Raw genomic sequence first — 21,731 nt, 5'->3', positions numbered from 1 at the left:
CGATCGCGAATTACGCACTCCGACAGAGAAACCGGGTTTTTTACCGAATCTGCGAGTCACAACGCAGTATTTTCCTAAAAAACCCGGTTTCTGAACCCCCGTGCAAAAGCCCTAGCAAAAAATGGTTTGACGCGCAATATACTGTTGTTAGCTTTTAGTTATTAATTATGGCAAATTACAGAACTGTATTGTTGTTCAATAGTCTAACTTTAGTGCTAGTTGGGCTAGTGACGGCGTGTCTGAGTTTGTTCGGTTCTTCAGTAAAAGGGTTATTTTTGCCGCCTTGTTCTGCCACGTATCCGGGTGCAGGTTTCTTTTTTTTGGCGTTTCAAATGTTATTTTATTTATCGGTAATGGTGTGCGCTTTTACCTTTGGATTGCTGAGAATTATTCAACCCGATCGCCCAGAAAATCGATTTATTTTATATTCGGCACTGTTTGCAGGTTGCTTTCTGTTCAATGAAGTTTTTCGCACCCACGTTCATCTGGGACGTGCGGGTTTTCCGAAAGCGGCAATTGTCATATTTTACGCTGTCCTGGCAATTGCATACGGATTAGCTTTTCGGAAACAAATTCGCTCGACTCCCTATCCTTTACTGCTGAGTGGCGTTGGTTTGTTATTTGTTGCCTTTTTTGCAGAAGCGCTGCCTTTAAAAAACGAGATTGTTTCGATCTTGCTGGAGGGAATACCGAAGCTGTTGAGCGGGATTAATATTGCACTTTATTTTTGGTTTTTGTGTCAGGGTTTGATAGTGCGATCGCTCAATTTTTCTAACAGGAAATCCAATCCCGAATGAAGTAAGATGAAAATTGGTCGTTGCGTGGGGGCGGGTTTTTGAGATTGTCGATTTTTGGCAAATATTGTTGGTAAAACCCGCCCCTACATGATTGTATAATCGGTTAAAACTGAGATATTGCACCCTTTTCAATTAATTGTTTAGGAACAGGCAAGATGCCTGTTCCACAAGAAAATTTATATGTTGTGGAACAGGCATCTTGCCTGTTGCTGAAAATGGTGCCTGTTCCACAAGAAAATTTATATGTTGTGGAACAGGCATCTTGCCTGTTGCTGACAATGGTGCAAAATATCAGTTAAAACAAAAAGTAGCGCTGCGCCATTGGCAAAACTGTTGCCGGTTCGCAAGTTAACAATTCCCCATCCGCCCTGACTTCATAAGTTTCTGGATCGACTTCCATTTGTGGCAAATAATCGTTGAGTTTCATGTCTCTTTTGGTAATTTGTCTGGTGCCGGAAACTGCTACCGTGGGCTTTTGCAAACCGAGCTGTGCGGCAATATCTCGATCGCGCGCAGCTTGGGAAACAAACGTCAGACAAGTCGCCCCAATCGCACCGCCAAAACTGCCAAACATCGGCCTCATATGCACCGGTTGCGGCGTCGGAATGCTGGCGTTAGCATCTCCCATCTGCCCGTAGGCGATCGCCCCTCCTTTAATTACCAGTTCCGGTTTCACCCCAAAAAAAGCCGGCCGCCACAAACACAAATCCGCCAATTTCCCCTCTTCCACCGAACCGACATACTGACTAATTCCGTGAGTTATTGCCGGATTAATTGTATATTTCGCAATGTACCGCTTCACCCGAAAATTGTCATTTTCTCCCCCTGTGGAACGGGCATCTTGCCCGCCCAAACCCCCTGTGGAACGGGCATCTTGCCCGTATAAATCACCTGTGGAACGGGCATCTTGCCCGTTCAAATTCCCCCTTTGAACCTTCATTTTATGTGCCGTTTGCCAAGTCCGAATAATCACCTCTCCAACTCTTCCCATCGCCTGAGAATCCGAAGAAATCATACTAAACGCACCTAAATCGTGCAAAATATCCTCAGCAGCAATAGTTTCCCTTCTAATTCTCGATTCAGCAAAAGCCACATCTTCAGGAATGCCTCGATCCAAATGGTGGCAAACCATCAACATATCTAAATGTTCTTCTAAAGTATTGACAGTGTAAGGGCGAGTCGGGTTAGTTGACGAGGGCAAAACATTAGCTTGTCCGCACACTTTAATAATATCCGGTGCGTGTCCGCCGCCAGCACCTTCGGTGTGGTAAGTATGAATAGCGCGATTTTTAAATGCGGCAATTGTAGCTTCCACAAATCCCGCCTCATTGAGAGTATCGGTGTGAATTGCAACTTGCACATCGTACTCGTCAGCGACACTCAAACAAGTGTCGATCGTTGCTGGTGTAGTTCCCCAATCTTCGTGGAGTTTCAAACCCATTGCACCGGCAAAGATTTGTTCGACTAATCCTTGAGGTTGACTGCTATTTCCTTTACCTAAAAACCCTAGATTTACGGGGAAAGCGTCAGCAGCTTGCAGCATTCGGTACATATGCCAAGGCCCCGGAGTGCAAGTTGTGGCGTTTGTACCCGTTGCGGGGCCAGTGCCGCCGCCGATCATTGTCGTGATTCCAGAGGCGATCGCCACTTCAATTTGCTGCGGACAAATAAAGTGAATGTGAGTGTCAATTCCCCCGGCAGTCAGAATCATTCCTTCACCGGCAATCACTTCAGTACCAGGCCCGATAATAATATCTACCCTATCTTGAATGTAAGGATTTCCGGCTTTACCAATTTTGTAAATTTTCCCGTCTTTAATCCCAACATCTGCTTTAACAATTCCCCACCAATCCAATATTAAAGCATTAGTAATTACCGTGTCAACCGCACCATCAGCATTAGAAATAGGCGACTGTCCCATGCCGTCGCGAATGACTTTGCCACCGCCAAATTTAACTTCATCCCCGTAGGTTGTGAAGTCTTTTTCAACTTCTATGAATAATTCTGTATCGGCTAACCGGACGCGATCGCCCACAGTCGGCCCGAAAGTTTCCGCGTAGGCGCGGCGATCCATTCTGTAACTCATATTAATTAGCTCCTCATCAAATTTTCGAGAATTTTTCTCATTGCCCCAATGCTTGAGTATACATTAATTTATGCTAAAAATTTTCCGTTTGTATACCTTCTATAAACTCAACAAATGGTTTGAAACATTGAGGACATTTCTCGGCAATTTCTTGATACCAAGTCTTCCCTAGTATCAATTTTGCATCCACTTTTTTATTGTATCCTTTGCCAGCATCTCGGAAAAGTTGCTCTACAATTTTCGAGGGGGGGCGATCGTGATTTTGGTCTTCTACTGGTATTGTCCAGGTGACAGCTAGAGAAGTAACTCCTAGTTTACCTCGTAATGCAGATTCAGCCGCCAAAATCAAAGCTTCCATTTCGTATTTAAAACAAAAAACTTTGAAGCGTTCTTTGAGACGTTCATCCTGAATACCTTTCTTTTGTAATGCTTGATAAAAATTCTCCCTAATTCCAGCTTTTAGCTGTTGAAAAGTCTCATGGGGAAACCCTTTATTCTTAGGATATAAGTCTGGCAACAGAATTACAATTGAATTCGGAGTCCTGCAAAGAATATTAACAGCTTTTATTGGAGCATTCAGCAGCAACTCTTTTTTAGCGTCACCTCCTCTATCATTGTTCTCTCCTTTGATTGGAAAAAACTCTATACTGACACCTTCTTCAGATTTTTGGTCAATCAAATTTACTAACAATGCTTCCATTGCATTTTTATCTGATGGCCCTTCTACATAGATAATTACCCTCATGGTAGAAGCTCCAATTCATCACTGCGGTGGAGTTTTTCAATTTCCTCTGTCCCAAAGTCATCAAGCATATCTGTTAAAACTTTGGAATTACCAGGTTTAATAAACTTTGATTCTCCATTCTCCTTTCGCACCACAGCAATTTGGGAAATATCAAATTGGGTTAAAAAATAAGAAGAATGAGTAGCCAAAAGAACCTGAGTGCGTTCAGCAGCTTTTTCAAACAATCCTGCTAAAAGAGGGAGTGTCCGAGGATGAACACCTTGATCCGGCTCATCAATACAAATTAGAGAGGGTGGTTTCGGGTGCAAACAAAGACAAATCCAACAAATTAATCTTAGAATACCATCGGATAAATCCGCAAGACTTAAATCCTGGTTAATCCCCTTTTCCTGCCAAAATGCGATAACTTCTCCAGGCCCGCCGCGAGCTTTTACAGTCAATTTTTTGAATCCTGGAATAACTGATTGTAAATGTTGTTGCAGGTCATCAAAAACGGCGCTATGTTCAGTCATTAAATAGTGTAATACTGAACTCAAATTGCCTGCATCTTCATCCAACACTGGTTCTTGTTCAATGAGAACAGATTTGCGAATTTTGTGATTAGCAATGTTAAATGAACTGTAAAATTTCCAACCCCCGATATACTCTCGTAGTTTATAGAGAGTTGCTAAATCTGGATTTGTTATTGTCCTGAGTGCGAGTTGATTGCGTTTTGGAAATACGCGATTTGTCTCTGCATATCCTGGTTCGCGATACAAACCTTCAGTACCTTTAATATCCATGAATAAATGTTGAGATGACTCCACTCGCTCGAAAGAAATTTGCGGATTGCTTCTCGGCCCCATGAGTTCTCCTTGATAGGAGATATTAGACTCACCTGTATCAATTTTAAGCTCCCATTCAAACTTTTCTGAGCCGGGAATATGGAAAATCTGTTGACCGATAGAACCCTTAATAATTTCGTTAGGAATCTCGCTTTCCATACTGTCGGTCAAAAATTTTAGAAACTCAAACAGGCTTGATTTCCCAGAACCATTAGCTCCGACAATAATTTCTACTGGTTCCAATAAAGCAGTAAAATCTCGGAATGGTCTATAACCCTGAATTTTGATTGAGGTTATTCGGGAGTGCGGTGTCATTTCGCTACCTGTCGTTTTAGTAATATTGTTGATAATACAGGACTTACGCACGGCTGCCAAAAACCAGGTTTCTCTGTCAATATCTCTCGCATAGATGCACAATTTTTCTCAGAAACTGGGTTTTTCGCGTAAGTCCTATAATAGTCTAATTGTCTCTCATCCATCTAACTCACCATTCACTTTTCCATTAAAGCCGTAGACTTGACGAGTACCAACAAACGGCACTAATTGCACTTCCCTTTCATCTCCAGGTTCAAACCTGACTGCTGTACCTGCGGGGATATCCAATCGCATTCCTTTTGCTTGTTCTCGATTAAATTCTAAGGCTTCGTTGGCCTCATAGAAGTGATAGTGGGAACCGATTTGAATGGGTCTATCTCCCGTATTTCCTACAAGCAACCGCAGCGTAGGGCGATCGGCATTTAGTTCTATTTCACCTGCTGAAACAATCATTTCTCCGGGAATCATCTTTTCCTCCTATGAGTCTGTGTGGTTAATTTTTTAACGGATCGGATCGTGGACTGTTACCAACTTAGTTCCGTCGGGGAAAGTCGCCTCCACCTGGACTTCATGCACCATTTCTGCTATCCCTTCCATCACATCTTCCCGCGTCAGGAGAGTTGTCCCGTAACTCATTAAATCGGCGACGGTGAGGCCATCTCTTGCTCCTTCTAAAATGGCGGCGGAAATGTAGGCTAGTGCTTCTGGATAGTTTAATTTTAAACCTCTTTGTTTGCGGCGCTCTGCTACCAGGGCGGCGGTGAAAATCAGCAGTTTGTCTTTTTCTTGGGGGGTGAGTTGCATTTTTATTCGGGTAAGTGCGATCGCATTATTTGGTTATGATATCGTTTACGGTTGTTGCTGAATGATTAAGAATGATTAAACCGCAGAGGGCGCAGAGGGCGCAGAGTCAGAGAAGAGAGAGATGAATAATCTAGTTAGGAGGGCAACTATACATTGAAACTCAAAGATCATCCTATTTTATCCAAACTCTGGGCAAACAGCAAGGGCGTTGTGAAAAAGACAAGCGCAGCAAGTGCCAAATGTTGACAAACCAGTCTCTAGCTGCGGTGGTGGATGTACCGCGATATCGGCACAGCAAACCGTTAGGAATACGAGTCACGCCGACGGTGGAATTACCAGGATAAATTGTTGCCTCACATGGCAAATTTCGCACTTTTTCCACGATTTCTGTGGTTACGGGTTCGCCTACCCAAGCGAGGGTGGCGACTACGGGTTTTCCTGCGAGGCCGTGAGGACTTTCGAGCATTTTTTCTCCACCTTTTAGCAATTGTCTGTCAATCCATAAAGGGCTGTTTTGTTGCCAGATTTCGGTGTGCGAGATCCATTCTCCAGACAAGAACTTTTCGCCCCTAGCACTGCGTCCAAATCGGGTAATTTCCCACAGTAAAATCCTCGCTGTTGGTGCTAATTCTACCCGCAAATTTTGCCGATATATTGCGCCGTCAAAAACTATTGTTTCCTGTGGCAGCCATTCTAAATTAGCACCTGGTTCTAGTTTGATGTCAATATTTTGTTGTGATTCTAGTCCGCTGCTACGATAGATTTTACTAGCGGCGGCGCTGGTAATCAAGGCTTTGGCGTTGGGTTGGAGGTGAAAATGGCTGGAAAGTCGATCGCCCCCGACAACTCCACCAGCCGTGTGCAAGATGACGCTGTGACAAATCTCTTTACCTTCAGGATAAAACGGGCGCTGCACCTTTAGGGGCGCTTGCATTTGATTGTGAATGATTTGAGTTGAGCCGCTGCGGTTAGCGTAGACTAAATCCAGGCTGCCGTGCCATCCATTTTCAACTTGATCTATATGTTGTTTGGTCAAATTTTCCGTCACTAATTTTTAAATTTAAAAACATTCCCAATCAAAAACATACCACGACTGCGGCGCTTCCCTGCAATTAGTTAAATAATGATAATCGTTCTCTGAAATATTTTTGGTTTCTGCACTTATTAGTATAAGAATTTACATTTATCAACCATCAGATCGGCGAAGATGCGCGTACCATGTAAAAATCAGTAACTAGAGGAGTGCAGAATATGCCTCAAGTTCTCTTCAAAGTTGATTTGACCAAACCGATGTCAGAACAGGAATTAGTCGGTCACAATCGCTGGCATCCAGATATTCCAGCAGTAGTTTCCGTCAATCCCGGCGATGTATTTCGCATCGAGTGCAAAGACTGGACAGACGGACAAATTAAAAATGACGACAATCCCGACGACATTCGCGATGTAGACTTAACAGTAGTTCACGTTTTGAGCGGGCCAATTTACGTTAACGGCGCGCAGCCGGGGGATATTCTAGTAGTCGATATCCTCGATATCGGGGCTTTGCAAGGGGACGAATGGGGTTTTACGGGAATTTTTGCTAAAGAAAACGGCGGCGGTTTCTTAACCGAACATTTTCCGACTGCTGCTAAAGCAATTTGGGATTTTCAGGGAATTTATACCGCTTCCCGACACATACCAAAAGTCAGGTTTGCTGGGATTACTCATCCGGGTTTAATCGGCTGCGCTCCTTCTCAGGAATTGTTGAATAAATGGAACAAACGGGAAGCGGAATTAGTAGCAACAAATCCCGATCGAGTGCCGCCTTTAGCAGCGCTGCCGAACTCCAAAAATGCAATTTTGGGCTCGCTGCAAGGGGCAGAATTCGATCGAGTGGCGGCAGAAGCGGCGCGCACTGTTCCTCCCCGCGAACACGGCGGCAATTGCGATATTAAAAACCTGTCGCGGGGTTCGAGAATTTATTTCCCGGTTTATGTCGAAGGCGCGAAACTTTCGATGGGAGATATTCACTTTTCTCAAGGAGACGGGGAGATTTCATTCTGCGGGGCAATTGAAATGTCGGGCTACATCGACCTCCACGTTGATATTATCAAAGGTGGCATGGATAAATACGCGATGGTCAACCCGATTTTCAAACCAGGGCCGGTGGAACCCCGCTATTCTGAGTACCTCGTTTTTGAAGGGATTTCTGTTGATGAATTTACGGGTCAGCAGTATTATATGGATGCCCACGTTGCTTATCGACGAGCTTGTTTGAATGCGATCGAATATTTGAAAAAGTTTGGTTTTACCGGAGAACAAGCGTATTTGCTGTTAAGCTGTGCTCCTGTGGAGGGTCGCATCAGCGGCATTGTGGATATTCCCAATGCTTGCTGCACGATTGCTTTACCGACAGAAATTTTCCAGATGGATATTCTGCCGTCTTAATTAGTAGGGCGGGCCGGGCCAGTCAAGGGGGTGTGAACTTAAGACTAAAGCCCTCTGTATCTCTCGCTTTTATCCGAGTCTAGATCCCCCTAAATCCCCCTTAAAAAGGGGGACTTTGAGCGCTCTTCTCCCCCCCTTTTTAAGGGGGGCTAGGGGGGATCTAGAGGAATGTGACTCAGACAGCAGACTGATACTAACTTTGACCTTAAGTTGAACTTAAATTAACACAAATGCGCGGCCCGCCCTAGTCATTGCATCCAAATTTACCCTCAAAAATTGATATGCCTCTATACGATTTTAAGTGTGAAACTTGCGGCATTTTTGATAAGTGGCGCCCTCTTGCAGAATCAGATACACCGGTGCTTTGCCCGAATTGCGAAACTGTTGCTAAACGCATCTTTTCGCCGCCGATGATTTTAACGGGAAAGCTGCGGTTGAAAGGTCAAGAAAATCGGGAACCGGAGGTAGTTAAGCGTTCTGAGCAACCTAAACCGCAGCGGAATCGCGAACACCGAGGGGGACGACCTTGGATGATCGGTCACTGATCCAGTTTGATATTCCGACAGTCCGATAGTCCGGCAGGGAATGAATTCCCTGCCTCAAAGCGAAAGTCCTCTTAAGAGGACTGTAAAGTTAGTATTTGCTTGCTGTGCGTAAGTCCTGTATTTCAGTCGGTTTCAACCGACTTTTGCTATTAGACAGGGACTTCAGTCCCTGGCGGGCCTGGCGGGCCTGGCGGGCAAAGGAAGTATGAATCAATTCTACTCTCTTTAAAAAAGGCTAGGGAGTATCGAAATTTTAAGCGATCGCTGCGTAACTTCTAACCAGATTATACTAATTAATATGCGTTTTAAATTATCCTCCCATGCCAGCAACCCCTGAAAGCCTCCAAAAATTCGTTACCTACTGCCAACAACACATTACAGGCGATGAAAAAGGACAAGCACAGGTATTTTTAGACCGCTTCTTTCGGGCTTTCGGCCACGATGGGGCATTAGAAGCAGGCGCAACCTATGAGGAACGCATAGAAAAAAGCAGCAAAAAAGGTCAAATGGGATTTGCTGATTTGGTGTGGAAAAAGCACGTTTTGATTGAAATGAAAAAGCGCGGTGAAGATTTGACTAAAAGAGAACACCGCACCCAAACAGAACGCTATTATATTCGCCTCAAAAAAGACGATCGCCCGCGCTACGTGATGATGTGCAATTTTGACGAGTTTCACATTTACGATTTCGACCTTCAGCCGGATCAGCCTGTAGACATTATATCCCTAAAGCAATTGCCCGCGCGATCGCCCGCTTTTGCCTTCATGGAATCTACTAGCCGCCGCCCCATATTCAAAAACAACCAAGTCGAGATTACCGAAAAAGCTGCTAGCAGAATGGGGATGCTGCTGGAAATGCTAATCGAACGCGGCAACGAGCGCAAATTTGCTAAATTTAATCAGTTTCAGGCACAGCGATTTGTGTTGCAATGCGTCTTAGCAATGTTTGCCGAAGATAGGGGACTTTTGCCGTCGGCACTCTTTACTCGCTGCGTCAAAGATTGCCTAGAAGGAGCAAGTTCTTACGATGTCTTGGGCGGCTTATTTCAAGCAATGAATCAGCAGGGAGTCACGCCGGAAGGACGTTATGAAGGAGTCGAGTATTTCAACGGCGGATTATTTTCGGAAATACATCCCATTGAACTGCAACAGGGAGAGTTGAAAATATTAGAAGCTTGTGCCGAACAAAACTGGAGTCAGGTACGCCCTTCTATTTTTGGCAATATCTTTGAATCGGCTTTGAAAACAGATAAAAAACAGCGCCGCGCCTACGGGATTCACTTTACTACGGAGGGAGACATTCGCCGCATTGTTCTGCCCACAATTAGCTATTACTGGGAAGAGCGAATTAACGCTGCAAATACCGTAGCAAAACTGCAAAATTTGCACCAAGAATTAGGTCGCTATCGCGTCCTAGATCCGGCTTGCGGTTCGGGTAATTTTCTGTATGTAGCTTATCAGGAACTTAAGCAAGTTGAAAAGTTACTTTTAGATAAGCTAAACGAGTTAGACGGTACAAGAGGTTATATGAATTTAGTCACGCCGCAGCAATTTTACGGCATGGATATTAACTCGTTTGCCGTGGAGTTGGCGCGGGTGACGTTGATGATCGGCCGCAAGGTAGCGATCGATAATTTGGGATTGAAAGAACCTTCTCTGCCTTTAGATACTTTGGATAAAAATATTGTCTGTAAGGATGCTTTATTTACTGATTGGGTGAAGGCTGACGCGATTATCGGCAATCCTCCGTTTTTAGGCGGAAAGCACATGAGGATTGCCCTGGGAGATGAATATATTGACCGCGTGTTTAAACGCTTTCCTGATGTGAAAGATTCGGTTGATTTTTGTGCTTATTGGTTTCGCATTGCTCACAATAATTTAGAACTAAATGGCCGGGCTGGTTTAGTTGCTACTAATTCAATTAGTCAAGGTAAAAGTCGTGCTGCTGCTTTAGATTATGTCGCGCAAAATGGCGGTCACATTTATGCGGCAGTTTCTACTCAGCCTTGGTCGGGGGAAGCTAAGGTTCATGTTAGTTTGATTAACTGGAGCAAGGAAAAGCCGAAACTTTATTATTTAGATAACCTCGCGGTTTCTAGTATCAACTCTTCGCTGCAAGCTACGATTGATGTTTCTCAAGCTGCTAGGTTGTCAGCGAATTTAAATAAATGCTTTCAAGGGGTAATTCCGGTGGGTATGGGATTTATCGTTACTCAAGAACAGGTTAATGATTGGATTAAAGAAGATACTAAAAATCAAGAGGTTCTTAAACTTTTTTCAATGGGTGCAAATCTAGCAAAGAATCCTAACGGTATGCCGGAACGCTGGATTATTGACTTCAATGATATGAGCATTGAAGAAGCGAGTGAATATGTGCTGCCTTTCGAGTATGTAAAAGCTCATGTCAAGCCTGAACGAGATAAAAACCGCAGAGAAGTAACTAAAGTTAATTGGTGGAAATATGGCGAAAAACGACCAGCAATGAGAAAGGCGATCGCCCCTTTATCTCACTACTTTGCAGTTCCAGAGGTATCCAAATGGGCTGTTTTCGTTCCTTGCTCTTGTGAATGGCTGCCCGGAAATAAAACTAAAGTCGTTGTCTCTGATGATTTTTATATTCTCGGCATTCTCTCATCTAAAATTCACCGAATTTGGATGCACGCTCAAAAATCAACTCTCAAAGGAGATATCGCATACACCCACAATACCTGCTTTGAAACTTTCCCATTTCCCCAGACACCGACTCGTAAATCAGTAGAGCAAATTCGGGCAACGGCGGTCGAATTGCATCAATACCGCACTCAACAAATGTCAGCAAAGCAGTGGGGAATTACTCAACTTTACAATAAATTTTTTGAAGAGCCAACAAGTCAACTTGATAAACTCCACGCTAAGCTCGATCGCGAATGTAATGCAGCTTACGGATTGACTGACAGCGACGATATTTTAGCAAAAGTGCTGGAATTAAACCTAGAACTGGCCGAAAAAGAAAAACGGCAAGAATCGGTAGTTGGGCCTGGTGTCCCAACAGACTAAAAATACTAATCGCTGTCACCCTAAGTTTTGTAAATTTGCGTATAATCACATAAATTGTTGATAGAGATCACAAACACTCTAGCCTAAAAAGAGAGATACTAGGGGAAGCGTTGAGTATTGAGGGGTGAGTTTTGAGCTAAAGATTTCAAAATTCCAACTTCAACACTCACAACTGCTTTCGACCTTCAGCATAAGTGCATTCTGCTTTTCTTCGCTCAATTACTCCTGATTTGTTTGGGAGGAACTTCCAATGTTATTATTTAACCACAGTCAGTCCAAGAATAGCAAGGTAGAGCAAGAGCACTATGCTCAAAAACATTTGTTACAAAAATCAACTATTAATATAACTGGGCTAAAGGCAGAATGCAACCGTTTGCGGATCGGTCAAAAAATTAGCTATGGCTATGCTTTAGCTATCGGCATAGCGATTTTGGGAACGGGTGCGGGACTGCGATTGGGAGACTACTTTCGCAAGCAAGCTTTAGTTCAGGTGAATGTTGCTGGGCAGCAGCAGCAACTGCTGCAAAATTTGCAAAATACCGTATTTGAAGCCCGATCGCACGCGGCGAGATTGCCGGCCGTTTTGGGAAACACGGTGTTGCTGCAATACGAACACGATCGCTTTTTCGGGCAAATCACTCAGGCGAAAATCCTGATTTCAGAAATTGAATCTTTCGCACGAGAACATCCCGATAAACTAGCAACAGAAGAGGCAGCATTGCACGCTATATTGAAGAAATCTGCCCTCGTCATTGATGACTACGGTCAGCTAATTAAATTGCAGTTAAAAGAAGCGGAAGTTTGGAACTTGCCTCCCAACAGCATCGAGTCCGCACAGCTACAAATGTTGAGGACTAGCAGCGGCCAAGAGGCGATCGTACTAGATAACCTTGCTCAACGTTTAACTGAGCTAATTTCTAAAGTAGAAATTCACAAACAGGAAGGAACCCAAGCATTAGAAGAATCTGAAAATTTGCGAAACCGAATTATTCTCGGAAGTATGCTAATTTCCGCACTCATCGCTGTCGCACTGGCGGACAAAACCAGCCGCGCGATCGCCCAACCCCTCGAAACCGTTACTAATGTGGCTCAGCAAGTTGCTCGCGAATCGAATTTTAACCTGCAAGTACCAGTCACAACCGACGATGAAATCGGAGTTTTAGCGGTCTCTTTCAATCAATTAATTCAGCGAGTTAGCGAGTATACAAAAGAACTAAAAGAAACTCAATCCCAATTAATTCAAACCGAAAAAATGTCATCTCTCGGTCAAATGGTTGCAGGGATAGCCCACGAAATCAACAATCCTGTCAACTTCATCGGGGGCAACATTGACTATGCCAACCAATACATCAAAGATTTGGTAGATTTGGTAACTCTCTATCAAGAATATTATCCTAACCCACCAGATGCCATTCTAGAGCGCATCGAAGACATTGAACTCGAATTTCTCAGAGAAGATTTGCCAAAAACTCTCTGTTCGATGAAAATGGGAGCCGATCGCATTCGCGAAATTGTCCTATCCATGCGGAATTTTTCGCGATGCGACGACGGAAAAATGAAATCAGCCGACATTCACGAAGGAATTGATAGCACCCTCGTAATTCTCAATCATCGGCTCAAACAAGGTATTCAAGTTATTAAACAATACGGCAAGTTGCCTGCGCTTGAGTGCTATCCCGCGCAACTGAATCAAGTATTTATGAATATTATTAGTAATGCAATAGATGCGCTGGAGGAAGTGAAAAAGGAAGACAAAGGCTATTCGCCAACGATTTGGGTTAGCACGGAAGTTACGGCCGACAATACTGTCACCGTCAAGATTCGGGATAACGGGCCGGGAATTGCCTCCGCAAGCGTCCAACAGATTTTTGACCCATTTTTTACTACAAAGTCGATCGGCAAAGGTACTGGATTAGGATTGGCTATTTCCTATCAAATCCTTGCCAAGCATCAAGGCAAAATTGAGGTAAATTCTCAAATAGGACAGGGCACGGAATTTGTGATTACTTTGCCAGTTGCTGCGTAAGCTGTCACGCATTTAAATTGCATATTCAGGGCGGGCGAGACGCCCACCCCACAAGACGCTTGATTATTTTTTGACATTCAATTTAAATGCACAACAGCTTAATATTACGCGGGGCGGGATGAACATAAAAAATCGGTTCCCACCGTCGCCCAATTTCCCAAACCAGCCGCTTTGCTCAACCAGTTGAATACCCGACGTAAAAATTCCGGGGCGAACTGGGCAGATATAGAGGCGCTTTTGGACATAGTAAAAAACCATTAGCGCGAAAATCGAGCGGAAAACAGAACTATTGGTGACAATAAATCTGAAACCATTGAATCACAAATGATTGAAATGGATGGGGGCGGAGGGACTTGAACCCACACGACCGTTTCGGGTCAACGGATTTTAAGTCCGTAGCGTCTACCATTCCGCCACGCCCCCCTTTGGTCAAGCTGCTGTGGTTTTGAGCCACTAACAGCAACAGCCTTTTATTCTACAGGCAAAACCCCAATTTACGCAACCCCTAATCAAAAAATTCCCAAAAGTCGCGCTGGCTCTCCCCAAGCGGTACAATAGTTAACCAGCTAACGGAGCGTGTCAACCGACTACCCGTGTTATTATTCCTCTAGAGCAAAAAATGTATATTACCTTACTGCTTTACGCCGTCTTGGCAGGAGCCTACCTCCTGGTAGTACCCGCCGCCACCTACGCTTACCTGAACAGCCGCTGGTACGTCGCTACCTCTTTTGAGCGCGGCTTCATGTACTTCTTGATGTTCTTCTTCTTCCCAGGTATGTTTCTGCTAGCTCCGTTTTTGAATTTTCGGCCCAAACGGCGGCAGATAGAAGCATAAATGCGACGTATTGACGTAATTGGAATCAGTGTCGGCTTTTTTGTAGCAGGTGGGTTTGTCTACTTGCTACTGCAATTTGCCGGACTCGACAGCATGAATGCAGGGATTTGGAGTCAGTTATTTTTGGTCGCCGGCTTGATTGGCTGGCTGGTGACTTATTTATTTCGAGCACTGACTCAAAATATGACCTACAGCCAGCAATTGCAAGACTACAAAGAAGCTGTCTTGCAGAAGCAGCTAGATGCACTCACTCCTGAAGAATTAGCCAAACTTCAAGCCGAAATTGAGCAGGAAAAAGATAATTAGTCAGTGGTTAGTTGTCAGTTGTCAGTTGTCAGTTGTCAGTGGTTAGTGGTTAGTTGTTAGTGGTTATATCATGTCCGGTCGAGCGATCACGCTTTTTGTAGGGGCTCCCCTCGCCAACAATACCTGCTAATAATTGACAATCTCAAAAACCCGCCCCGACCGGGATATTATGGTTAATCGATCGGACATGATATTAGTTGTTATTAGCTAATACCAACTGCCAACAACCAACTGCCAACTGACACCAGACAACAACCAACTGCCAACAACCAACTGCCAACTGCCAACTGACACCAGACAACTGACAACTGCCTAATGACTATTTCTAATTGTTTTGAAACGTTACGCAAGAACCACCAATGTGCATTGATTCCTTTTATTACTGCTGGCGACCCAGACTTGGAGACAACGGCTAAAGCACTGCAAATTTTGGATGATAACGGTGCAGACGCGATCGAGCTTGGCGTTCCCTATTCTGACCCGCTAGCTGACGGGCCGGTGATTCAAGCTGCTGCTACAAGGGCTCTACAGCGGGGAACGCGGTTAGATTCGGTGCTGGAAATGGTAGCGAAAGTTAGTCCGAATTTGCGATCGCCCATCATTCTCTTCACATACTACAACCCGATTTTGTACCGAGGTATAGAAACCTTCTTGCAGCAAATCAAAAGTGCTGGAGTTCAGGGATTGGTTGTACCAGACTTGCCCTTAGAAGAAGCCGACAGTCTCATCCAACCTGCCAACAAATTAGGGATTGAACTAACATTATTAGTTGCTCCGACAAGTCCCAAAAGTCGTATAGAAGCGATCGCTCGTCAGTCTCAAGGATTTATTTACTTAGTCAGCGTGACGGGGGTTACGGGAGTACGCGAAGGCTTAGAAACGAGAGCAAAAGAGTTGCTGCAAGAACTTCGCACCGTCACCGACAAACCCATCGGCGTCGGGTTTGGTATATCGAAACCTGAACACGCTCGCCAAGTGAAAGAATGGGGTGCAGATGCTGCGATTGTTGGCAGTGCTTTTGTCAAACGCTTGGCTGAAGGAACTCCAGAACAGGGTTTAGAGGCGATAGGCGAATTCTGCAAGAGTTTAAAAACAGCGATTCAAAATGCTTAGTAAGTGTGCACATACTTTCAGCCATTAGACAGATGTGTGCGATCGGGATAGGCCACGACAATTGCGATTAAAGACCTTGTTGTACTTGAGATCATACATCCACTGCCTTCTGGTTCCTGACCGGAAGGTTTTTTTTTAACTTAAAAAAACGCAAAACATCTCAACCTAGTGCGCGCACACAGAACCCAACAGCCATGTAGGGAAACGGCGTTGCCTTGTCCCGTGGGGGGTGCTGCGACTTTTAATAATGGGTAAAATATTGAGGATTGTCCATTCCTTCTTCCTGATTGCTGATTTCTATCCGCTCGCCAAGCCGAAGAGCCTTCTTCCTTGTTATTTCTTCGTTCTTCCTTCTTCCTTTTTCCTTCTTCCTTCTTCCTTCTACTATAACTTCAGGAATCTAACTTGAGATAGATGAAAAGCTCCTGTTTCTATTCGTATACTAAAAAAGTGTTTAAGTGCCTAATTTGGTAAGGCTAGACATCTACAAAGCCACAAGGCATTTGAGAATCTCACAATAGAAAGGAGCATTTTTATGAAGAGACTAACTGCATTTCTGAAAAAAATTCGAGCTGTACAAATTTTAACCGTGTTTCTGGCTGGCATTTTAGTATTAGTGAGTACGGCCTGCAGCGGCGCTGGTGTGGCGGCAGGAAAAACGGATGTGATGGCAGGAAAAGCTGATGCGAGGGTAGGAAAAACAGCCGACCAAATTAGAGAAGAAGTACCGACCGGGGCTGTAACGTCCGAATTCAAAGGCGGCATGAACGACTACCCCGATGTCGATCCCAGAAACAAAAAGCTTACAACAACAGAAGCAAAAGCTCAGCTTCTCAAAGAGGAAGCGCAGCACCGCATTGACACGAAATCTAGCAACAATGTAGGCGAAAATGTACGGCGGGTAGCGGATGACGCGCCTGAGAAACTAGGCCAAATTGGGGACAAGGTGAAGGAAGATGCTCGCACCGCCCAGCGCAAAGCTGATAACTTTGGCGACAAAACCAAACAAGGCTTTTCTAATCTTAAAGAAAACACTCGCGAAGGCTTGCAGGGAGCAAAAGATATTGTTAAAGAAGCCACCCAGGGAGCAAAAGAAAGAGTATCAGAGGGTACTGAGTCTCTGAGATATGGTACCAGCGGCGGCCAAGAAAATATCAATGATGCAGCACGAGATGCAAGATAGAACGCTGAAGAGGCATCGGACAAGGTTCCCTAGAAAGTGAGTCGAGATATTGACTGACCTCAACGAGCGACAAAAAGAGCGACAGACGACTAATCTCAAATAACGCTGTTTCCTTCTCGGGAAGCTACATTCCGACAGGGGTTTTAACCCCTGTCGGAATCTAGGTAAAGTCAATCGATTTTAGATTTTAGATTTTAGATTAAAGAATTGAAGCATTGACCCCACGGATGAATCCGAGGGCTTGTATCCTGGATGCTTTCGGTCAATCGATTTTAGATTTTAGATTTTAGATTTTAGATTAAAGAATTGAAGCATTGACCCCACGGATGAATACGGGGGCTTGTATCCTGGATGCTTTCGGTCATGTGAAGACTACTGCCTATTAATATTTGATTGGGTTTTAACCCCTGGCAGGGCTATTAGCCCGGAAGTAGAGTGCAGGGGGGTTTCACCACAATGCAACGGCCCTGTCCTTTTCTAGGGGGGAGTGGAGTGTCACTCCTTTCACGACGGATTTTTTATTATTTCTATACATTGTATTTTCATTTTTTAAGGTAAAAAATTTTCCATATAGTAGCGGAAAGTTGGTCGATCGCGCTATATTAAATTCACTTAATTAGCAATTGTATTTTTCAAGACATGATAAGGCAGCGTTTCTACCGTATTACGCCTTCATTGAATCGCATTTGAGATTAACAGCAGAAACTTATACGTAAGTAAAAAGCTTTAATCCCGATCGCCAAAGTATAAAATGTTTTTTATTAACACATAATAAGTAGAATTTCTGATCGACCGCTGGAAAATTATGGTATTTATGCCCTAAGATAGATACACTACGTTTTGTTACCTTAATGTCTGGGTGGAGGCCAGCGGATATGGACGCCATAGTAGATGCAGTAGATTTGACTGCGGTAAGGCAGGGATATCGCCCGATCGCGCAATTGTACACAGATTCTCGATCGGCTATCGATCCGTTCGTGCACGAGAAAGACCGACAACCCGCCGCTAAAATTCTCAAACCTACGTCGTGGTGGCGGAGGATTTCCGGGACGCGGTGCTGCCACAATCGAATAAAGTTGCATTAGCGACCGTTAATTGCATCGGGAGAAATAGTCCTCAACCGAACAGACATTCTCGACGAACTTGAACGCAGACCGGTTATTTACAAATACATTAAACATTCCAATCTTTCAATTAATCTAGACTGTTATCTGCCAGATGGAGGTGTATAAATTTTAGCAAAAAGAGGCCACGGATTCGGGATATATTCGAGCCGTAATCCACCGCCAATCGACAGGGGAAATGGAGGCAAACCTTATCTTGGGAATTCTGTTTTGATGCTAGTAACTATGATGCACGACTTTCATGATGCTCTGGCCGATTTGGCACTCTATGCAGATGCCACACCGACGGAGCGCCAACAAATCCTTAAGCGCGTTCAGGCTAGTCAGAAAAAACTCAAAGAATTCGCGCACCATACGCCGATCAATTACCAACACAAGTTCGATCTGGTTGAGGCAGAATTGCTCGGCGTTTTGGGACAGACAGCAGAAGCAATGGAACTGTACGATCGAGCTATTACCGGAGCTAAAGCTAACGAATATGTCAATGAAGAAGCTCTTGCCTGCGAACTCGCTGCTAAGTTTTACCTGTCGTTGGGAAGAGAAAAAATTGCCAGACTCTACATGATAGATGCCTATGATTGCTATGTCCGCTGGGGAGATAGAGCAAAAATTGACGACTTAGAAAAACGTTATCCTCAATTATTAAAACCGATTTTAGAACCCGCCAAACTCCCTGCAAATCCATTAGCAAATTTTCCCACACCTGCTGGGCAAAATCAATCGCTTCATCCATCCATTCATCCATCCATTCCTCCGTCTGTTTCGGCGAGCGTCTCAGATTTCGGGAATTTTTCAACACTGCTAAAAGCTTGTCAAGGGCTCTCTAGTGAAAGAGAACTCGATCGACTGATTGCCAAACTGATGCAACTGGCGATGAAAAATACAGCAGCTAACAAAGGGGCGCTGATTTTGCCAAATGGCAATCAATGGGAAATCGCGGCTACCAGCGCGATCGACAATTCGGGACTCGAATGGGCGATCAACTTATCATCGGCAAAACTCGATGAAAACAGCGATATCTTGCCCCTCACAATTGTTGACTGCGTTAAAAATTTATTGAAACCTGTGATTGTTCGGGATCTCGCTCAACAACGTGATTGGGATTCCGACTCCTACATCCTCAAATACCAACCGCAGAGCCTGTTGTGTTGGCCGATTCTCGATCGAGGCAACTTAGTCGGCATTTTGTATCTGGAAAACCGCTTAACCGCCAAAGTTTTTACCCGCGATCGCCTGCAACTTCTCAATCTCCTGTGTTCCCAGGCAGCCATCTGTTTGCAAAATGCTCTACTCTATAAAAAATATCAGGATTACAACCTACAATTAGAGCGATCGCTAGTAAAAATTAGTCGAACCGAAGCTCAGCTTGCAGATCAGAAAACAATGCTCCAAGCGATTCTTGATGTCGCTCCGATTTGGATTTGGATGGTGAATCTCAGTGGTAAAGTACAGTTTTTGAACAAGACATTTTCTCAAGATGTGGGCGTGTCTCTGAGCGATTTCCTAGCTGTCGATCATTATAAAGATATACTGGGGGAGAATGCAGCGGGCTGTCTGGCTTCCGATGCCGCCTGCCTTGCTCAAGATTTGCCGCATTACTCCAGCGAAATTCTCAGACTTGTTGACGGCAAACTACACGATTTAGAAATCACGAAAGTCCAGTTAAAAAATTCCCTGGGCGAGACAATCGGGATTATTGGTTTGGCTGTTGATGCCACCGATCGCAAGCGAGCAGCCGAACTTTTGCAAGAGCAAAATCAACAGCTAGAAAGAACTTTAAAAAATTTACAACAAGCACAACTGCAAATCGTGCAAAGTGAGAAAATGTCTGCCTTGGGTAATTTAGTCGCCGGAGTTGCCCACGAAATTAACAATCCGATTGGGTTTATTTCTGGCAATTTAAGCGAAGGTAAAAGAAGTTTGGAAGATGTTATCGAACACTTAGAATTGTATCGCTCCGGTGCATCCCAATCGGAAATAGCCGACCACGCCGAAGAGATAGACCTCGATTATCTTTTGGAAGATTTACCGAAGATGATTGATTCAATGCAACTTGGATGCGATCGCATTTGCAGCATCAGCAACAGTTTGCGTACCTTCTCGCGAGGCGACAAAGACTACAAAGTTCCTTTTAATATTCACGAAGGCATTGATAGCGCTATTTTAATTTTGAAACACCGTCTCAAAGCAAACGAACACCGCCCGCAGATCGAAGTGATAACTAAATACGGCAATCTCCCTAAAATCGAATGTTTTCCCGGTCAATTGAATCAAGTTTTCATGAACCTGCTTGCCAATGCGATCGATGCCTTAGAAGAGTCAAATATAGGACGCACTTTTAGCGAAATTACTGCCCATCCCAACCGCATCACGATTTGCACGGATCTAGTCAGCGAAGGGTACATTAAAATTAAAATTGCTGATAACGGCACCGGAATCAAAGAGGAAATTAAACAGCAGATATTCGACCATTTGTTCACGACGAAAGGTGTCGGAAAGGGAACGGGATTGGGGTTGACAATTGTCCACCAGATTGCGGTAGAGAAACATGGCGGAAGCATTGAGGTGAAGGGAGAGCTTGGAGTTGGCACTGAGTTTGCGATCGTTTTGCCTGTGAAGGGAGAAATTTGAATTCAAATTCAATGTTTTTTGGGCGATCGCGTAATAAGATATACTGAATTTTATTGGGGTCTTTTTTTGAAAGCCTTGGCATAACTATTTTAAAGTAGCATCATTTTTTTATCCAGCAGTTGTTCAATCACATCAATTTTTCCAACCAACTTTAAGGAAAATCCGCCATCGGTAGAAAGGGAAGCTAGATTTTTTAGTTCTCCCTAAGCTGTTGTGCACCTAATTTGACACTCAATTTTTCTACAATTATTGTGGAACGGGCATCCTGCCCGTCTCTGGATTCAATTTAAATGCGTAGCAGCTTAGCCAATGGGCGAGTTTTTGAACCAAGCTTTGAGCTACCTTAAAATGTTATGAGTTGCTCGCCCTCATAATAGTAGAGGATTGGTGTGTACGAGGCCAAAACGCTAATGAATTTTACTGAGTGTACCTTATGCGGTTGATAACTGCTATATTGGCTCAGGTGATGTATCTGACGGAGGAAGTAAAAACGATGAAACTGCAAACCATTGGCTCGACGTTACTCTTCTCACTTCTAGCCGCGCTGAGTGGCGGCGATTTTCCCTTCCTCCCTAGTGCTCAAGCCAAAATCCCTTCTCCTATTGATCCCTTGATTCAATCGGCTGGCTAAGCGTCTACTCAATTTATCACCCTATTCTCCAGACTTTAATCCGATAGAATTATGGTGGTCACAACTGAAAGCTTTTTTACGTCATTTCTCTCCAACCACTACCACTCCAGCTTGATGTTTTACTTGCTACTGGACGCTTATTTACTCAATACTAAATAATTCACAAAGGGGTTGACAAGCTGTTGCTACTGTACTTCATGAAGCGGGAATTGGTTGTATTTTAGACACCCTATAAGGAATGAGAATTAAATAACTTCCACAAGTTTGTGGGATGGGCGTCCCGCCCGTCCTTTTTGGACGGGCG

Annotated in this window: 20 protein-coding genes and 1 tRNA gene; 14 read left to right on the top strand and 7 right to left on the bottom strand. The window is 44.2% G+C overall.

What is annotated here, in order from left to right; translation table 11 throughout:
- The first annotated feature begins 167 nt into the window (after positions 1-167).
- Positions 168-797 carry a hypothetical protein gene (locus tag QUB12_RS16080; protein ID WP_333307571.1) on the top strand — a complete coding sequence of 210 codons (630 nt, stop codon included), beginning with the start codon at positions 168-170 and terminating at the stop codon, positions 795-797.
- A 155-nt stretch (positions 798-952) separates the two neighbouring features.
- Positions 953-1,096, top strand: a complete 144-nt coding sequence (locus tag QUB12_RS16075) for a hypothetical protein (RefSeq protein ID WP_333143650.1) — start codon at positions 953-955, stop codon at positions 1,094-1,096.
- Here QUB12_RS16075 and ureC read toward each other — a convergent pair.
- The 6 genes from ureC to QUB12_RS16045 form a co-directional block, all read right to left on the bottom strand.
- Complete coding sequence (gene ureC / locus QUB12_RS16070) at positions 1,093-2,883, bottom strand: urease subunit alpha (protein WP_333307567.1); 1,791 nt, start codon at positions 2,881-2,883, stop codon at positions 1,093-1,095. The two genes, QUB12_RS16075 and ureC, sit on opposite strands and share 4 nt — an antisense overlap.
- Positions 2,884-2,956: 73 nt before the next feature.
- Entirely contained in the window at positions 2,957-3,628 is a 672-nt protein-coding gene (locus QUB12_RS16065) for a DUF4276 family protein (RefSeq protein WP_333143652.1), read from the bottom strand.
- The gene (locus tag QUB12_RS16060; protein WP_333300634.1) at positions 3,625-4,869 is read right to left on the bottom strand and encodes an AAA family ATPase; all 1,245 of its coding nucleotides are present in this window, start codon (positions 4,867-4,869) and stop codon (positions 3,625-3,627) included. The genes QUB12_RS16065 and QUB12_RS16060 overlap by 4 nt, the downstream gene beginning before the upstream one ends.
- 54 nt (positions 4,870-4,923) lie before the next feature.
- A complete protein-coding gene (locus tag QUB12_RS16055) occupies positions 4,924-5,235 on the bottom strand; it encodes an urease subunit beta (RefSeq protein WP_333143654.1) in 312 nt (103 codons plus the stop codon).
- A gap of 33 nt (positions 5,236-5,268) precedes the next feature.
- Complete coding sequence (gene ureA, locus QUB12_RS16050) at positions 5,269-5,571, bottom strand: urease subunit gamma (protein ID WP_006635319.1); 303 nt, start codon at positions 5,569-5,571, stop codon at positions 5,269-5,271.
- A 172-nt stretch (positions 5,572-5,743) separates the two neighbouring features.
- The gene (locus QUB12_RS16045) at positions 5,744-6,619 is read right to left on the bottom strand and encodes an urease accessory protein UreD (protein WP_333307558.1); all 876 of its coding nucleotides are present in this window, start codon (positions 6,617-6,619) and stop codon (positions 5,744-5,746) included.
- 203 nt (positions 6,620-6,822) lie between these two features.
- On the opposite strand from QUB12_RS16045, the gene fmdA reads away from it, so the two are divergent.
- The 4 genes from fmdA to QUB12_RS16025 all read left to right on the top strand — a co-directional run bounded on the left by fmdA (position 6,823) and on the right by QUB12_RS16025 (position 13,604).
- Positions 6,823-7,998: a formamidase gene (gene fmdA / locus QUB12_RS16040; RefSeq protein WP_333286524.1), complete on the top strand. Its 1,176-nt coding sequence runs from the start codon at positions 6,823-6,825 to the stop codon at positions 7,996-7,998.
- Positions 7,999-8,279: 281 nt separating this feature from the next.
- Positions 8,280-8,543, top strand: a complete 264-nt coding sequence (locus tag QUB12_RS16035; RefSeq protein WP_333286526.1) for a zinc ribbon domain-containing protein — start codon at positions 8,280-8,282, stop codon at positions 8,541-8,543.
- Between the two features lie 320 nt (positions 8,544-8,863).
- Positions 8,864-11,578 carry a DNA methyltransferase gene (locus QUB12_RS16030; protein WP_333307555.1) on the top strand — a complete coding sequence of 905 codons (2,715 nt, stop codon included), beginning with the start codon at positions 8,864-8,866 and terminating at the stop codon, positions 11,576-11,578.
- A 250-nt stretch (positions 11,579-11,828) separates the two neighbouring features.
- On the top strand, positions 11,829-13,604 hold the full coding sequence (locus tag QUB12_RS16025; protein WP_333307552.1) for an ATP-binding protein: 1,776 nt from the start codon (positions 11,829-11,831) through the stop codon (positions 13,602-13,604).
- A gap of 338 nt (positions 13,605-13,942) precedes the next feature.
- Here QUB12_RS16025 and QUB12_RS16020 read toward each other — a convergent pair.
- Positions 13,943-14,027: transfer RNA gene (locus QUB12_RS16020), tRNA-Leu, on the bottom strand.
- Between the two features lie 196 nt (positions 14,028-14,223).
- Between QUB12_RS16020 and ndhL the strand changes: the two genes are divergently transcribed.
- The 8 genes from ndhL to QUB12_RS37600 all read left to right on the top strand — a co-directional run bounded on the left by ndhL (position 14,224) and on the right by QUB12_RS37600 (position 21,542).
- Positions 14,224-14,439 (top strand): NAD(P)H-quinone oxidoreductase subunit L, encoded by a 216-nt coding sequence (gene ndhL, locus QUB12_RS16015; protein ID WP_193972727.1) that lies wholly within the window; start codon positions 14,224-14,226, stop codon positions 14,437-14,439.
- Entirely contained in the window at positions 14,440-14,745 is a 306-nt protein-coding gene (locus QUB12_RS16010; protein ID WP_333104690.1) for a DUF3007 family protein, read from the top strand. It begins immediately after the preceding gene.
- A gap of 315 nt (positions 14,746-15,060) precedes the next feature.
- Positions 15,061-15,858 (top strand): tryptophan synthase subunit alpha, encoded by a 798-nt coding sequence (trpA, locus tag QUB12_RS16005; protein ID WP_333286531.1) that lies wholly within the window; start codon positions 15,061-15,063, stop codon positions 15,856-15,858.
- Between the two features lie 535 nt (positions 15,859-16,393).
- On the top strand, positions 16,394-17,041 hold the full coding sequence (locus tag QUB12_RS16000) for a DUF6658 family protein (RefSeq protein WP_333307549.1): 648 nt from the start codon (positions 16,394-16,396) through the stop codon (positions 17,039-17,041).
- An 875-nt stretch (positions 17,042-17,916) separates the two neighbouring features.
- Positions 17,917-18,126, top strand: coding sequence for a hypothetical protein (locus QUB12_RS15995; RefSeq protein WP_333143662.1), 210 nt, complete (start codon positions 17,917-17,919; stop codon positions 18,124-18,126).
- 252 nt (positions 18,127-18,378) lie between these two features.
- Positions 18,379-20,796, top strand: coding sequence for an ATP-binding protein (locus QUB12_RS15990; RefSeq protein ID WP_333307622.1), 2,418 nt, complete (start codon positions 18,379-18,381; stop codon positions 20,794-20,796).
- A 433-nt stretch (positions 20,797-21,229) separates the two neighbouring features.
- On the top strand, positions 21,230-21,427 hold the full coding sequence (locus QUB12_RS15985) for a hypothetical protein (protein WP_333307548.1): 198 nt from the start codon (positions 21,230-21,232) through the stop codon (positions 21,425-21,427).
- Positions 21,420-21,542 (top strand): transposase, encoded by a 123-nt coding sequence (locus tag QUB12_RS37600; RefSeq protein ID WP_445252049.1) that lies wholly within the window; start codon positions 21,420-21,422, stop codon positions 21,540-21,542. Before QUB12_RS15985 ends, QUB12_RS37600 begins: the two co-directional genes overlap by 8 nt.
- Positions 21,543-21,731: the final 189 nt, after the last annotated feature.

It is taken from the genome of Microcoleus sp. B7-D4 (assembly GCF_036705125.1).
In the GTDB taxonomy this organism is placed as follows: Bacteria; Cyanobacteriota; Cyanobacteriia; order Cyanobacteriales; family Microcoleaceae; genus Microcoleus.
Note: the sequence above shows the minus strand (reverse complement) of the source record. Positions and strands in the feature narration are given on the sequence as shown.

Bases quoted from the DNA above. Each gene is read 5' to 3' on its own strand.
- ndhL (WP_193972727.1), top strand. From the start codon at position 14,224: ATGTATATTACCTTACTGCTTTACGCCGTCTTGGCAGGAGCCTACCTC.
- QUB12_RS16000 (WP_333307549.1), top strand. From the start codon at position 16,394: ATGAAGAGACTAACTGCATTTCTGAAAAAAATTCGAGCTGTACAAATT.
- QUB12_RS15985 (WP_333307548.1), top strand. From the start codon at position 21,230: ATGCGGTTGATAACTGCTATATTGGCTCAGGTGATGTATCTGACGGAG.
- QUB12_RS16080 (WP_333307571.1), top strand. From the start codon at position 168: ATGGCAAATTACAGAACTGTATTGTTGTTCAATAGTCTAACTTTAGTG.
- QUB12_RS16030 (WP_333307555.1), top strand. From the start codon at position 8,864: ATGCCAGCAACCCCTGAAAGCCTCCAAAAATTCGTTACCTACTGCCAA.
- QUB12_RS16025 (WP_333307552.1), top strand. From the start codon at position 11,829: ATGTTATTATTTAACCACAGTCAGTCCAAGAATAGCAAGGTAGAGCAA.
- QUB12_RS16065 (WP_333143652.1), bottom strand. From the start codon at position 3,628: ATGAGGGTAATTATCTATGTAGAAGGGCCATCAGATAAAAATGCAATG.
- QUB12_RS16035 (WP_333286526.1), top strand. From the start codon at position 8,280: ATGCCTCTATACGATTTTAAGTGTGAAACTTGCGGCATTTTTGATAAG.
- trpA (WP_333286531.1), top strand. From the start codon at position 15,061: ATGACTATTTCTAATTGTTTTGAAACGTTACGCAAGAACCACCAATGT.
- QUB12_RS16010 (WP_333104690.1), top strand. From the start codon at position 14,440: ATGCGACGTATTGACGTAATTGGAATCAGTGTCGGCTTTTTTGTAGCA.
- QUB12_RS15995 (WP_333143662.1), top strand. From the start codon at position 17,917: ATGGACGCCATAGTAGATGCAGTAGATTTGACTGCGGTAAGGCAGGGA.
- QUB12_RS16055 (WP_333143654.1), bottom strand. From the start codon at position 5,235: ATGATTCCCGGAGAAATGATTGTTTCAGCAGGTGAAATAGAACTAAAT.
- QUB12_RS16075 (WP_333143650.1), top strand. From the start codon at position 953: ATGCCTGTTCCACAAGAAAATTTATATGTTGTGGAACAGGCATCTTGC.
- ureC (WP_333307567.1), bottom strand. From the start codon at position 2,883: ATGAGTTACAGAATGGATCGCCGCGCCTACGCGGAAACTTTCGGGCCG.
- ureA (WP_006635319.1), bottom strand. From the start codon at position 5,571: ATGCAACTCACCCCCCAAGAAAAAGACAAACTGCTGATTTTCACCGCC.
- fmdA (WP_333286524.1), top strand. From the start codon at position 6,823: ATGCCTCAAGTTCTCTTCAAAGTTGATTTGACCAAACCGATGTCAGAA.
- QUB12_RS15990 (WP_333307622.1), top strand. From the start codon at position 18,379: ATGCTAGTAACTATGATGCACGACTTTCATGATGCTCTGGCCGATTTG.